Below are 13,460 nucleotides of genomic sequence, written 5' to 3' on the forward strand. Positions count from 1 at the left end.
CATGAGTCTTATATAATGGAGATAGTATTCAGAAAAAGCCAAGACGATACGATTAGCATAGAAAGAGACTGAATTTTGGAGGTTACGCCTATGTGGAAGAAAAAAGTAGCATGCATCCTGGCTGTCATGGCCTTGTGTGGGACCATGGCTGCCGGTGCGGCCGATTATACGATCCTGGAAAAAGCGGATAAAGTCGAAACGACGGTCTACGGGACGACCCAGACCGGTTCCCTGAACGACCGCATCGCGGCGCTGGACAAGCTGCTCAACGGTCAGTCGACGGTATCCGGCAGTCTGCAGGATAAAACCAATGCCCTATATAAAGATGTATATGGGAATTCCGGTTCCGATTTGTCCCTGTTGACGGCAGTCAACCTCATGCAGTGGCAGTATTCCGGCCAGATTACCGATGAACCCCTGCTGGTCCGCATCGAATCGCTGGAACAGAGCATCGACGGCAAGACCATGAGCGGCTCCCTGGAAGGCCGTGTCCTGGCCCTGCGCCGCACGCTCCTGGGCAATAAGAAGTACGTCTCCCAGACCGTGACCATTCCGGCCAATACGCTGGTGACGATGACCAATATCGACGCCCTCAACTCGAAGACCATTCAGGAAGGCGACGTCGTCCGCTTTGCCGTGGCTGATAATATCTGCGTCGGCGACGTCATCGCCATTCCCCGCGGCATGGAGGCGACGGGGACCGTCACCAAGGCCCGGAAGTCCGGCCGCTTTGGTAAGGACGGCAAAATCGAAATCACCTATGACAACGTCCGCGCTGCCGACGGTTCGCCCGTAGCCCTGACGGTCGGCGACAAGACGAAAGAAGAATATAAGCGCATGGCCGGTGCTGTCGGCGCGTCTGCTGCCGGGGCCATCATCCTCGGACCAGTCGGCCTGGTCGGCGGCCTTTTCGTTCATGGCAATGAAGTCGATATCCCGGCAGGGACGACGATGTACGCCGAAACCAAGGAAAATGCCGAAGTCGTCGGTTTCAAGGAAAATGGCGTCATGGATGACATGAAGACGGCCAATATGGCTGCCAGCGGCGTACAGGTGCCGACTTTTGCGCCTGTCACCAATAGTGATGTTGACAACAGCGGGGCTGGCGATGCCGGTACGTACACCGACACCGATACGGCGCCTCAGAGCAGCAACGGCGATTTGCAGGCCGGACTGAAAGATGGTACGGTTACGCCTGTCGACCTGTACAACAGCAAACACAATGACGACCAGCAGGCCGTCGTAACCATTCAATCCAATACAGCAGGTGACGCGAATGAATAAAACGTGGACAGCGGCGATGATCGCAGCCCTGCTGCCTCTGACCTTTTCGGCCAGTGCAGCTGATACAGCGAAACTTCATACAGATAAGGTCATGGCCGTTCCCGTGACAGAAAAGAAAATCCTACCCGTCGATTTGGACCAGGCTTCTGCTTCGCAGGACGTCGTCCTGCCGCAGCAGCCTGTCCACATGACGGCTGATACATTCGTCGCCCGCAACTCCGACGGCTATGTCAAGAGCCGGGGCAATGTCGACATCAAGCAGGGCATGGATGAAATCCATGCCAACTATGTCGAAGGCAACATGAAGAGCGGCGTCTACCATACGAAAGGACCCGTAGTCTACGTCAACGAAACCAATGCCCTGACGGGCCAGGACGTGACCTATAACAGCCAGAACGGCAGCATGACCATGGATAAGGTCGAAGGCTTCGTCGGCCCGACGACATACGTCCGCGGGACCGATGCCGAAATGTACGATAATATCGGCTATATCAAGCATGGCCTGATTACGACGCCTCACGCCGTCGCCAAGACGCCGGACTATTATATTACCGGTGATGACATCCGCATCTATCCGGGCGAAAAGTTCACGGCAGAAAATACGGCCCTCTGGTTCAAGCACATCCGCCTGTTCACATATGGCCATTATGAAGGCCGCCTGGACAGTGAACATACGAAATCTTCTTTATTCACGCTGCTGCCGCGGCCGACCTACAACAGCGATGACGGCATCGGTGTCCGGGGCTATGCCGATGTGCCCCTCAACCAGTCCGGCGACCTGAGCTTCCATGCCAGCTATGCCCTGAATAGCAAGAATGGCTTCAAGCCGGCGGCCCAGCTCCAGAAGAATACTAAAATCGGCACTTTCCGTTTTGGCTACAGCAAAGAAGAAAGTACCGATAACGACGATAATATCTGGGCTACGAAGTGGCCGGAACTGGAATACTTTGCACCGCGCATCCATCTCGGCGATACGGGTATCTATATTGATTCCAGTGCCAACTGGGGCCGCTGGGCTGAAGACGGCGTCAAGACGGGGACGCATAAGGGCTTCCGTACGGAAATCACGCATACGCCCATTCCCTTGTGGCAGCGGGCCAATGTCCGCTTCTTCGCCGGCTATCGTAAGGATTTATATTCTACCAATGATGCCCAGCGCCGCGATCCCTATTCGGGCGTCATCCTCAACCAGGGCATCAACGACCGCCTGTGGACCAGCTTCTGGTATAAGAAACACAATGTCAGCGGCTATACGCCGTACCGCTTCGATACCCTCGATGACCCGCGCCAGCATGGCATGTCCATCGGCTACGTCCTGACGCCGCGGGATACGGTCATCTTCACTTGGGCTCAGGACCTCGACGATGACCATATTTCGGACCGCAATTACACCTGGGTCCGCGACCTCCACTCGTTCATTGCTACCATCACGTATAAACAAGTCGATAAAGAATGGCAGGTCAAAATAAAGGCCAAGGACTTCGATTTCTAAAAGGGGAGAGGACAGGAAAACTTTTTGCTATCATGTGCAGTCCCTTTCTCTTCCGCGTTTGTAGGGGTCGCCACGTGGGCGACCCGTTAGGATTTGGAGGATTCTTCTAGCAATCTGATTGGGAATCGTACATATCCCCAGAGCGGGCTCGCCACGTGCGAGCCCCTACAATGTAAAAAAGGGCTTGTCGTCATGCGACAAGCCCTTTTTTTTACCCTCTTTTTACAGGGCGTATTTGCATTTTTGCGCTATAATGGAATAAAGTGAGAAAACTAGATTTTACATGAAAGGACTGTCGCTTTATGCCTTTGATTTACTGTGTAGAAGATGATGAAAATATTCGTGAACTCGTCGGTTATGCCCTGCGCAGCCAGGACTTCGAGGTGGAAACCTTTGCTGACAGTAAGGAATTCTGGCCGGCTTTGGAGAAGCGGACACCGGCTTTGCTTCTCTTGGATATCATGCTGCCCGGTGAAAGCGGTAATGATATCCTTGACAAACTGCGCAAGACTCAGCAGTACAAGACACTGCCCGTCATCATGCTGACGGCCAAGACCAGCGAATACGATATCGTCAGGGGCCTCGATGGCGGCGCCGATGACTACGTCTGCAAGCCCTTCGGCATCGTCGAGCTCATTTCCCGCATCCGCGCCGTCCTGCGCCGTTCGGTCCGGCAGAGTACGGAAACGAACCTCTATACGTATGGCCCCGTTTCCCTGGACCAGGAAAAACATATCGTAACCGTCGACGGCAAGCCCTGCCACTTGACGGTCAAGGAATTTGAACTCCTGCGCTACCTCCTGGTCAATACGGATATCGTCCTCAAGCGGGAACAGATCATGGAAGCCGTTTGGGGCTTCACGTATGAAGGCGAAAGCCGGACCATCGATATGCACATCAAGAGCCTGCGCCAGAAACTGGGCGACGGCGGCAAGATTATCCATACTGTGCGCGGCGTGGGCTATGTCATCGGAGGGAACGTATGAAGCGGAAAGTCTACCTCAGCCTGCTGACCATGGGGCTGGCCTGTATGGCCGTGACTCTGCTCATTTCGACGTGGTTCTTCTGGAACTCCACGCAGCACCAGATACAGCAGGAACTGGTCATGGCCATGGACGTCGTCGGGACGACGATCGAAGAAGGGAAGGATACATCCCTGTATTTGAAGAAACTCGGCGTTCACGAGATGGATGGCCTGCGCATTACCTGGATCAATACCGATGGCGATGTCCTCTTTGAATCGGACTATGACAAAGGGGTCATGGAAAATCACCTGGCCCGGCCGGAAGTCCAAGCGGCCATCGAGAACGGCAAGGGGACGGCCGTCCGCGATTCCCAGACCGTATCCAAGGCCCTCTATTATTATGCTAAGAAACTGCCTGACGGGACGATTCTGCGGGTCAGTCTGGAACGGGATACTTTTTACGCCCATTTCCTCAGCCTCCTGCCCTGGGCGCTGTTGCTCCTGTGCTTGTCGGCCCTGGCCTGCATCAAGGTGTCGCGCTTGCTGACGGCGAGCCTCCTCAGCCCGCTTCGGCAGACGGCCCGGTTCATCCGCCAGATCAACGACACCGACGTGAAGATGGTACAGCCGCCGCGGGTCGACCATGAATTGCAGCCTTTGGTTGATAAGATTTTCTTGCAGAGCCAGACCATTACCGACAATATGCGCAGCCTCGAACAGCAACGCAATATCATGCGCCTTATCATGGAAAATCTCCAGGAAGGCGTCATCCTGACGGACCAGGCCTGCGGCATTGCCGGTCTCAACCTACGGGCCGCCCATTTCCTCGGCGCCGGCCAGACCCAGGACGTCTTGCAACGCAATCTGAAGGAACTCCTGCCCGATGTATCCTGGGATACGCTGCAGCACATCGACAGTTCCTGTGACGTGAAACTGACCCGGGCCGACCGACTGTACCTGCTGACTATCCAGCCTGTCTATAAAGATGATGATTTCTATGGCATGCTCTTCATCATCGACGACGTGACCGAACAGGAGCACCGGGAACAGCTGCGCCGGGAATTCACGTCCAACGTATCGCATGAACTGAAGACGCCCCTCACATCGATCAGCGGCTTTGCCGAAGTCTTGTCGACGGGCATTTTCAAGAATAAAGACGATGTCATACATTTCGGCACACTCATCCGCAAGGAAGCCCTGCGCCTCTTGCAGATGATCGAAGAAATCATGCACCTGGCCCGCATCGAAGACGGCAAGCGCCAAATCCATCCCGAACGGCTGCGCCTCAGCGGTTTGATTCAGGATACCGTAGAATTCATGGAACCGGTCCTGATGGAAAAGAAAGTCACTGTCCACTGTACCATGGACGATACGGAAGTATGGGCGGACCGCGGCCTGTTCCGGGAAATGATCATGAACCTCTTGGACAATGCCGTCAAGTACAACCGGCCTGGCGGCCATGTCTACATCGATGTCCGCCACGACGGCCACAAGGCCTTCTTCGTCATCCGCGACACGGGCATCGGCATCCCGGAAGATAAACAGCAGCGCGTCTTTGAACGCTTTTACCGGGCCGATTCCAGCCGTTCCCGCAAGATCAAGGGGACGGGCCTGGGCCTGGCCATCGTCAAGCACATCGTCGAACAGCATCACGGTACCATTGCCTTGAACAGCAAAGAAAACGAAGGCACGACCATCACCGTCACCCTACCGATGTAGGGGGAATCCGTAGGGGCTTGCACGTGGCAACGCATCGGGCGCCCTACGGGACGCCCCTACAGAAAAAAGAGGCTGTCGCACGATGGTTTTTGCCATCATGCGAGGCCCCATTTACTTTATGGTTTGTAGCACAGAGTTTGTAGTTTGCAGAGAAAACCTTTAAATTTAAACCCATCTGCTAACCACTAACAACTAACCACTAACAACTTTAAAGGGCTTGTCGTCGTGCGACAAGCCCTTTTTTTTACAATATTTTACAATACATACATAAAGTCCTTACATCTCCTTGGTAGGATAAGACTGTATTCAGAATCAGGAACATCTCAGATTCGTTTATTTAAAGGAGAGGATTTTTTATGAAGTGGAAAAAGTTAGTTCTTGTCGCCTTAGCTGCTACCATGGCCATTGGGGCTGCCGGTTGCGGAAGTCAGCAGAAAGCTGATTCCGGGAAAGGCGCTGCTGTTTCCGGAAGCATTACCGGTTCTGGTTCTTCGGCTTTGCTGCCGTTGGTCAAAGATGCTGCCGAAAAATTCAAGGCCAACAATAAGGACGTTACGATCACCCTTAATGCCGGCGGTTCTGGCACGGGTCTGAAACAGGTTTCCGATGGTTCTGTCGATATGGGTAACTCCGACGTACCGGCTGAAACGAAACTGGACAAAGCCAAAGCTGAAAAGCTGGAAGACCACAAAGTCTGTGTCATGACAGTCGCTACGATCATCAATAAAGATGTCGGCATCAAGAACTTGACCCGTCAGCAGTTGCAGGACGTATTCACGGCCAAAGTCACCAACTGGAAAGATGTCGGCGGCAAAGACCTGCCTATCGTCCTGGTTACCCGCCCGAAGACGTCCGGTACGCGTGCCCTGTTCAAACAGTACGCTATCAACGGTGCTGAAGAAGCGGACAACAAATCCCTGGAAACGGATAACTCCGGTATCCTCATCCAGAGCGTCGCTCAGAATCCGGGCGCTATCGGCTATGTCGCTCTGCCGTATCTGCTCAATAACGACACGGTCGATTCCGTTTCTATCGATGGCGTAGCTCCGACACTGGAAAACACCTATAACGGTACATACAGTGTATGGGGTTATGAACACATCTACACCAGCAAAGAACCGAAAGCTGCCGTCAAGGCCTTCATCGAATACATCACAGGCGCTGATTACGGCAAACGCATCGAAGAACTCGGCTATGGCGTAAGCTCGAAGATGCAGACCAAAGAAGTTCACTAATTTACTGGAGGAACGGGTATGAATGCAATCGAAACGGTAGTCCAACGGGCTCACCGCAGCGAGAAAGCAGCCAAAACGTTCATCACTATTTGCGGCATCGGTATGGCACTGGTGCCGCTTCTCATTGGCGCTTTTCTCTTCATTAAAGGTACAGATACATTTTTCACATTTGGCCACAGCGTGACGGAATTCCTTTTTTCCGGTCAGTGGAAGCCTAGCGATACGGCGGAAGGCGGCGGTCAGGTCGGCGCAGCTATGTTCCTGGCTGGCTCGCTGGTCACCTGTCTCTTGTCGCTGATCATTTCCCTGCCTTTCAGTCTGGCATCGTCCATTTACATGACGGAAATTGCGACGCCCCAGCGGCGCCGCCTCATTCAGCCGGCTATCGAATTGTTCACGGGTATCCCGTCGGTTGTCTATGGCTTCGTCGGCATGACCGTCCTCATTCCGGCACTGCGTCATATTTTCCCCATGCCTTTTGGCTTTTCCGTTTTAGCTGCCGGCATTGTCCTGGCTATCATGATTTTCCCGACCATTACGACCATGGCCGCCGATGCCATGGCCGCCGTGCCCAAGTCGTGGCGTGAAGCTTCTTATGGCCTCGGCGCGACGCGCTGGGAAACGATTGCCCACGTCGTACTTCCGGCCGCCAAGAGCGGTATCTTCACCGGCATCATCCTGGGCCTGGCCCGCGCTTTGGGCGAAGCCCTGGCTGTCGCCATGGTCATCGGCCAGATGAAAGTCTTCCCGACGTCCCTGTTCCTGCCGGCCAGCACGCTGACGACGGCTATTTCGGCCGATATGGGCGGCGCCATGGAAGGCGGCGAATACAACGCTGCTTTGTGGACGATGGCTCTGGTCCTGTTCCTGCTGTCGTTCCTGTTCATCTTTGTAATCCACCAGATCAATGCCGCTTCCGAATTAAAAGGAGGACGGAGTTAATATGACAAGTATCGAAACGAAAAAACAGAAAGATAAAATGATGACGGCCATCTTTACCGGCGGTGCCGCCTTTGCCGTCATCCTGCTCATCGCCTTTGTCCTCTACGTCGTCGTCAGTGGCATCAGCGGCATGACACCGCAGCTCTTGTCCTTCAGCCCGACCGGTCTGGGGAACATGTTCTTCAATACGATTTACCTCGTCGTCCTGGCCCTCGTCGCCAGTACCATCACGGGGATCCCGGCCGGTATTTTCCTGGCCGAATACGCCAAGAAGGGGCGCATCACTCATTGGGTCCGCATGGCCGTCGAAACCCTGGCCTCCCTGCCGTCTATCGTCGTCGGCTTGTTCGGCTACCTGGTCTTCATCGTCATGACCGGTTCTCAGTGGAACCTCATGGCCGGCGCCCTGGCCGTATCCATCTTGACCCTGCCTTTGGTCACGTCCGTTACCGAAGACGCCCTGCGCAACTTGCCGCCGAGCTACCGCAACGGCAGCCTGGGCCTGGGTGCCTCTCATTGGCAGACTATCTGGCACGTCCTCTTGCCGGCCTGCTTCCCGCGCATCATGACCGGCCTCATCCTGGCCGCCGGCCGTGGCTTCGGTGAAGCCGCTGCCCTGATGTTCACGGCCGGTATGTCGACAGATATCGACTGGACGAACTGGGATATTACGGCCACGTCGTGTCCGCTCAATCCCTTCCGTCCCGGCGAAACCCTGGCCCTTCACATCTGGGCCCTGCGTACGGAAGCCCTTCATGCAGACGCTGCCCAGCAGGCTGCCGCGTCGTCGGCCATCCTGATGATCATGGTCCTCGTCTTCAGTCTGGCTGCACGCTACTTCAGCTATCGAATTGACAAGAAAATGGGAGGAAATAAATAATGGCAGAAATGACTACGACGCTGACCGGCTTTGCCGCAGCGACGATTGAAAAGAAACGGGCTGCAGAAGCCGTACAGGAAGGCGCACAGGCTGCTACGGGTACGGCGGAATATACCTTTGATGTCAGCCACATGGACCTCTTCTATAATGAGTTCCAGGCCTTGAAAGACATTAACATGAAAATCAGGAAAAATGAAATCACAGCCCTCATCGGCCCGTCGGGCTGTGGCAAGTCGACGTTCCTCAAGACGCTGAACCGCATGAACGACTGGGTCGAAGGCTGCCGGGTCACTGGCGATATCCGCTTTGAAGGTAAGGATATCTTCAAGGAAGTCGACCCCCTGGCCCTGCGTTACCGTGTCGGCATGGTCTTCCAGCAGCCGACGCCGTTCCCGAAGAGCATCTATGAAAATATCGCTTATGGTCCGCGTATACAGGGCATCAAGGATAAGAAGCAGCTCGACGCCATCGTCGAAAAGAGCCTGCGCCAGGCTGCCTGCTGGGATGAAATGAAGGACCGCCTCAATAAGAGTGCTCTCGGTCTTTCCGGCGGCCAGCAGCAGCGTCTCTGCATTGCCCGTACTTTGGCAGCGGATCCGTCAGTCATCCTCATGGACGAACCGACATCGGCGCTGGACCCGATTTCGACGCAGAAAATCGAAGACCTGGCCTTGGAATTGAAGGAAAAATATACTATCGTCATCGTCACACACAGTATGCAGCAGGCTCGCCGCATTTCTGACAAGACGGCATTTTTCCTCTTAGGCGAACTCATTGAATACGATAACACTCTAGACATGTTTACCAATCCGTCCAATCCCAAGACGGAAGAGTACATTACCGGCCGTTTCGGCTAAGAGGAGGAAAGGGACTTATGCTGGAAGTTTACGAAAAATCCGTAGCAGAATTGAAACACGATATGATTAACCTGGGCATGAAGGTCGAACAGGCCGTCGAAAATGCCTGGAAAGCGATGGAAGACAAGGACATCGAATTGGCTCAGCGCATTTACGATGGCGACGATGTCATCGATGATTTGGTCAAGAACTGTATGAAGAAAGACTTGACCATCAGTATGATGCAGGGTCCCGTAGCGGCTGACTATCGGAGCTTGATGGCGACGTTGAAAATCCTCTCCGACTTAGAACGGATTGCCGATCACTGCGCCGACATCAGCCACTACGTCATCCATTTGGAACAGACCCATCACAACGTACCCTTGCCGCAGGGCATTAAAGAAATGTACGGCGTCATGGCCTCCATGGTCAGCGATGTCATCGATTTCTACAAAGAACGGGGTACTTCGTCTCAGGCCAGCCTCATGCGCGATAAAGACGATATCGTCGACCAGGCTTTCAATAACCTCATGGAAACATTGGCTGCCGAAATGGCGGCTCATCCGGAAAACTCCAAGGATTACATCGATCTGGTCCTGGTCATCAAATATATCGAACGCATGGCCGACCACGCCAACAATATCGCCGAATGGCTCATTTACCGCGATACCAACGAAATCCGTATTTAGTAATTTGTAGGGGCGCCCACGTAGGGCGCCCGCTTTCGTATATGTGGGAATTTCGTACAGTGCTAGGTTCGTGATATGTGATATGTCGGGGCCGCCGCATGATGGTTTATGCTATCATGCGGCGGCCCCTTTTTTTCTTGCAACAAATTTGATATACTAACCCCTATGGGATAGTCCGATGTATTCGGTTTTCCTCGCGAAAGCGGGGTGATCAGCAACCAAGCGATAAGCTTGTAGCATGAAAAAAACCGCGTACTTGCGGTACACGGCCTTCTTCACGTATAAAATTCATCGAGGAGAGCCGATGCACCACCATCGGGCTATCTCTATTTTTATTTTACCATGTCACGGTAATAAATCAAGTATAGATGCAGCCTCAATATTCCGGCGGCATATTCTTTTTCGTATGCGGCATGGAGAGGGCATCGCCGGGATACTGGTGGTATTTGACGGGCGATGTCGTGAAGCCGCGGCCTACGACTTCCGAGGCGTCGCTGATGATCATGAAGGCCTGGGGGTCGAGCTTGTTGACGATTTCTTTGACCTTGGCCACTTCGGTCAGTTTGATGACGGCGTAGATGACCCGTTTATCCTGCATGGTATAGGCGCCCTGGCCGTGGAGATAGGTGGCGCCGTGGCCGACGTAGCGCATGAGGACCTGGGCGATCGGTGTGGCCCGGTTGGAGATGATGATGACGCTTTTACGCTGTTTCAGGCCGATGACGACTTTGTTGGTAATGAAGGCGGCGATGTAGATGGCGACGAAGGTCAGGACGGCTCGTTCCAGGGAGAAGAGCCAGGCTGCGGCCAGGAGGATGACCAGGTTGAGGATCATCGTGACCGTACCCATTTCCAGGGAATAATATTTCTTGACGATGGCACCGATGACATCCAGGCCGCCGCTGTTGCCGTTGTATTTGTAGATGATGCCAAAGCCGATGCCCGACAGGATGCCGCCGGTAATGGATGACAGCATGGCATCGTGCATGATGTTCCACGTCGACAGGAAGGACGTGACGTCGACCAGGACCGAGAGCATGATCGTGCCGACGATGCTTAGGACCGTATAGCTGCGGCCCATGAATTTGTAGCAGGCGATCATGATCGGGATGTTGAGGATGAAGATGCCAATGCCGACGGGGAGGCCGGTCAGGAAGTAGAACATGATAGCTATCCCGCTGAGGCCGCTGCTCAATAACTGGAAGGGGATGAAGAAGGCGTTCATGCCGATGGCGACGACCAGGCTGCCGACAAAGGACGCCAGGTAGGGGACGGCTAATTCCCAAAGGGTAGGTGAAGTCAGGGTTTTCATAATTTTTTTTCCTCCGTATTGAATGAAGAATTGTAAAGTAAAGGAAAAAACGGTATAATCATTATAGTATAATGGTGGAAGTGTGCATTCACAGAGGATGCGCAAAGGGCGCTGTTCTCTGCTGTCGTCTCATTATAACATAGGAAAAATTTTAATCAATAAGACAATGCACATTTTATGCACGGAGTGAAAGTATGATGAATATAGTAGAAAAAGGATATGGGAAAATTAATCTGGCCCTGGCCATAACTGGCCGTCGTGCCGATGGTTATCACAATATTGATACTATCTTTCAATCGATAGGCCTTTGCGATGCCGTGACCGTGAGCGAAGCCGATGCGTTCGAGCTCACTTGTTCGCAGCCGTCGCTGGCCTGTGACGAAACGAATCTGGCCTATAAGGCTTGGAAGGCGCTTTGTCCGTATAAAAAGGACAATCAACAGGTGGCCATCCACATCGAAAAGCATATCCCCATCGCCGCCGGACTGGCCGGCGGCAGTACCGATTGCGCCGCTGTCCTGCGCGGCCTCAACCGCCTTTGGGGTCTGGGGCTGTCAGAAAAAGAACTCTGCCGCATCGGTGCCGGCCTTGGCGCCGACGTGCCTTTCTGCATCTGTGGCGGCACCATGCGCGGTACCGGTATCGGCGAGGAACTGAAACGCCTGCCGCCCCTGCCGGCGTGGCCTGTGGTCATCGTCCATCCCCGCGTGCCCGTACAGACCAAACAGGCCTATGCCCTGTTCGACAACCGGAGCCATACGGCGTCCGTCGCTGTCGATGCCGTCGAGCAGGCCGTCCGGGCCGGCGATTTCCAGGGATTGACGGCGGCCATGGGGAATACCTTTGAGGAACTGGTCATTCCCAATGTGCCGCAAGTCGCCGATTGTCAGCAGCGTCTGACCGCGTTAGGACTGCAGCCGCTCATGGCCGGCAGTGGGCCGACAGTATTTGCCCTGGTCCCGCCTGGACAGGAAGAGGCCGTCCGCAGCCAGACGGCGGCGTGGCATGATGTCGACGTATATATGACGGCCATAGTGAAACGAGTGGAAGGTGAGAGATAGAACGATGAAAACCACGAAAAGACAACATGCATTAGAACCGATTAAATTAGATGCTTATAAGCCGCTGCGCGAAGTCGTCAGCGAAACCCTGCGCCAGGCCATCAAGGACGGCGTACTCAAACCGGGGGAACGGCTCATGGAAATCCAGCTGGCCGATGAACTCGGCGTCAGCCGGACGCCAATCCGCGAAGCTATCCGCAAATTGGAACTGGAAGGCTTCGTCGTCATGGTTCCCCGGCGCGGGACGTATGTCGCCGATATTTCCTTGAAGGATATCGCCCAGGTCTTCGAGATCCGCAGCGCCCTGGAAGAACTGGCAGCCGGCCTGGCAGCTGAACGGATCACGCCGGACGAACTGGAATACCTGGAACGGATCCTCGTCGAAATCAACGAATATATCGACAACGACGAATTCGATAAGATCGTCGATGCCGACGTCCGTTTCCATGACGTCCTCTATCATGCCAGCCGGAACCCGCGCCTCGTCGATATACTCAATAATCTGCGCGAACAGATGCTGCGCTTCCGCTCCATTTCCATGCACTATCCCGGCCGCCTGGCAGCGACGTGGGAAGAACATCGGCAGATGGTGGAAAACATTGCCGACCACAACAGTGCCATGGCCCGCAAAGTCGCCAAGAAGCACATGGAAAATTCCGAACGGACCCTGCTCAAGGGCATCAGCAAAGACGAAGAGTCGGCCCGGCGCGTTCATGAATTATTTCCGCACGGCGGAGAATAAGGAAAGGAAGCGACCATCGGATGGGACATTTTCTCTTGAACCATTTCCGCCATGTCCACGAGAAGTCGGAACATATGGATGACTTTGAAAACTTTTTGTATATCCTGACCTACATCTTGTTCGTCTGTCTGTTTATCCGCTCCCTGGTCGCCTTGTACATGGGACGCTGGAACTTGTTCTAAAACTATATTTATACAGCACTTTACAACTTTTACGCTGCCTCGGAAGTTGATGAAGCTAGTTTACACAAGGCCTGAACTAAGTCCGTTGGATTTTTTGCGGTTTGGGCCTTAGCGACCAAAGT

13 protein-coding genes are annotated in these 13,460 nt (G+C 54.1%); 12 read left to right on the forward strand and 1 reads right to left on the reverse strand.

Annotated features, from left to right (window positions below; translation table 11 throughout):
• Window positions 1-90 precede the first annotated feature (90 nt).
• The 9 genes from ACFCTO_RS11275 to phoU all read left to right on the forward strand — a co-directional run bounded on the left by ACFCTO_RS11275 (window position 91) and on the right by phoU (window position 10,041).
• Window positions 91-1,284 (forward strand): hypothetical protein, encoded by a 1,194-nt coding sequence (locus tag ACFCTO_RS11275; RefSeq protein WP_292300501.1) that lies wholly within the window; start codon window positions 91-93, stop codon window positions 1,282-1,284.
• The gene (locus tag ACFCTO_RS11280) at window positions 1,277-2,776 is read left to right on the forward strand and encodes an LptA/OstA family protein (protein ID WP_292260898.1); all 1,500 of its coding nucleotides are present in this window, start codon (window positions 1,277-1,279) and stop codon (window positions 2,774-2,776) included. Before ACFCTO_RS11275 ends, ACFCTO_RS11280 begins: the two co-directional genes overlap by 8 nt.
• Before the next feature lie 302 nt (window positions 2,777-3,078).
• Window positions 3,079-3,762 (forward strand): response regulator transcription factor, encoded by a 684-nt coding sequence (locus tag ACFCTO_RS11285; protein ID WP_499876906.1) that lies wholly within the window; start codon window positions 3,079-3,081, stop codon window positions 3,760-3,762.
• A complete protein-coding gene (locus tag ACFCTO_RS11290; protein WP_499876907.1) occupies window positions 3,759-5,459 on the forward strand; it encodes a sensor histidine kinase in 1,701 nt (566 codons plus the stop codon). The genes ACFCTO_RS11285 and ACFCTO_RS11290 overlap by 4 nt, the downstream gene beginning before the upstream one ends.
• Window positions 5,460-5,815: 356 nt before the next feature.
• Window positions 5,816-6,694: a phosphate ABC transporter substrate-binding protein gene (locus ACFCTO_RS11295; RefSeq protein ID WP_292300192.1), complete on the forward strand. Its 879-nt coding sequence runs from the start codon at window positions 5,816-5,818 to the stop codon at window positions 6,692-6,694.
• Between the two features lie 18 nt (window positions 6,695-6,712).
• Entirely contained in the window at window positions 6,713-7,636 is a 924-nt protein-coding gene (pstC, locus tag ACFCTO_RS11300) for a phosphate ABC transporter permease subunit PstC (RefSeq protein ID WP_292300190.1), read from the forward strand.
• Window position 7,637: 1 nt separating this feature from the next.
• The gene (pstA, locus tag ACFCTO_RS11305; RefSeq protein ID WP_292300187.1) at window positions 7,638-8,516 is read left to right on the forward strand and encodes a phosphate ABC transporter permease PstA; all 879 of its coding nucleotides are present in this window, start codon (window positions 7,638-7,640) and stop codon (window positions 8,514-8,516) included.
• Window positions 8,516-9,373 (forward strand): phosphate ABC transporter ATP-binding protein PstB, encoded by an 858-nt coding sequence (pstB, locus tag ACFCTO_RS11310; RefSeq protein ID WP_292300186.1) that lies wholly within the window; start codon window positions 8,516-8,518, stop codon window positions 9,371-9,373. The genes pstA and pstB overlap by 1 nt, the downstream gene beginning before the upstream one ends.
• A gap of 17 nt (window positions 9,374-9,390) precedes the next feature.
• The gene (gene phoU / locus ACFCTO_RS11315) at window positions 9,391-10,041 is read left to right on the forward strand and encodes a phosphate signaling complex protein PhoU (protein ID WP_499876908.1); all 651 of its coding nucleotides are present in this window, start codon (window positions 9,391-9,393) and stop codon (window positions 10,039-10,041) included.
• A 376-nt stretch (window positions 10,042-10,417) separates the two neighbouring features.
• Here phoU and ACFCTO_RS11320 read toward each other — a convergent pair whose 3' ends face one another.
• Window positions 10,418-11,353, reverse strand: a complete 936-nt coding sequence (locus ACFCTO_RS11320; protein ID WP_292262335.1) for a YitT family protein — start codon at window positions 11,351-11,353, stop codon at window positions 10,418-10,420.
• Between the two features lie 194 nt (window positions 11,354-11,547).
• On the opposite strand from ACFCTO_RS11320, the gene ispE reads away from it, so the two are divergent.
• The 3 genes from ispE to ACFCTO_RS11335 are packed head-to-tail and all read left to right on the forward strand — an operon-like array spanning window position 11,548 to window position 13,338.
• On the forward strand, window positions 11,548-12,414 hold the full coding sequence (gene ispE, locus ACFCTO_RS11325; RefSeq protein WP_370854044.1) for a 4-(cytidine 5'-diphospho)-2-C-methyl-D-erythritol kinase: 867 nt from the start codon (window positions 11,548-11,550) through the stop codon (window positions 12,412-12,414).
• A 4-nt stretch (window positions 12,415-12,418) separates the two neighbouring features.
• Entirely contained in the window at window positions 12,419-13,156 is a 738-nt protein-coding gene (locus ACFCTO_RS11330; protein WP_499876909.1) for a GntR family transcriptional regulator, read from the forward strand.
• A 20-nt stretch (window positions 13,157-13,176) separates the two neighbouring features.
• On the forward strand, window positions 13,177-13,338 hold the full coding sequence (locus tag ACFCTO_RS11335; protein WP_014015072.1) for a hypothetical protein: 162 nt from the start codon (window positions 13,177-13,179) through the stop codon (window positions 13,336-13,338).
• The last annotated feature ends 122 nt before the right edge of the window (window positions 13,339-13,460 follow it).

Origin of the sequence: Megasphaera indica, from assembly GCF_046614755.1 — a bacterium.
Taxonomy (GTDB): domain Bacteria; phylum Bacillota; class Negativicutes; order Veillonellales; family Megasphaeraceae; genus Megasphaera; species Megasphaera intestinihominis.

Coding starts and splice junctions, on each gene's coding strand:
- ACFCTO_RS11275 (WP_292300501.1), top strand. CDS start 91: ATGTGGAAGAAAAAAGTAGCATGCATCCTGGCTGTCATGGCCTTGTGT.
- ACFCTO_RS11280 (WP_292260898.1), top strand. CDS start 1,277: ATGAATAAAACGTGGACAGCGGCGATGATCGCAGCCCTGCTGCCTCTG.
- ACFCTO_RS11285 (WP_499876906.1), top strand. CDS start 3,079: ATGCCTTTGATTTACTGTGTAGAAGATGATGAAAATATTCGTGAACTC.
- ACFCTO_RS11290 (WP_499876907.1), top strand. CDS start 3,759: ATGAAGCGGAAAGTCTACCTCAGCCTGCTGACCATGGGGCTGGCCTGT.
- ACFCTO_RS11295 (WP_292300192.1), top strand. CDS start 5,816: ATGAAGTGGAAAAAGTTAGTTCTTGTCGCCTTAGCTGCTACCATGGCC.
- pstC (WP_292300190.1), top strand. CDS start 6,713: ATGAATGCAATCGAAACGGTAGTCCAACGGGCTCACCGCAGCGAGAAA.
- pstA (WP_292300187.1), top strand. CDS start 7,638: ATGACAAGTATCGAAACGAAAAAACAGAAAGATAAAATGATGACGGCC.
- pstB (WP_292300186.1), top strand. CDS start 8,516: ATGGCAGAAATGACTACGACGCTGACCGGCTTTGCCGCAGCGACGATT.
- phoU (WP_499876908.1), top strand. CDS start 9,391: ATGCTGGAAGTTTACGAAAAATCCGTAGCAGAATTGAAACACGATATG.
- ACFCTO_RS11320 (WP_292262335.1), bottom strand. CDS start 11,353: ATGAAAACCCTGACTTCACCTACCCTTTGGGAATTAGCCGTCCCCTAC.
- ispE (WP_370854044.1), top strand. CDS start 11,548: ATGATGAATATAGTAGAAAAAGGATATGGGAAAATTAATCTGGCCCTG.
- ACFCTO_RS11330 (WP_499876909.1), top strand. CDS start 12,419: ATGAAAACCACGAAAAGACAACATGCATTAGAACCGATTAAATTAGAT.
- ACFCTO_RS11335 (WP_014015072.1), top strand. CDS start 13,177: ATGGGACATTTTCTCTTGAACCATTTCCGCCATGTCCACGAGAAGTCG.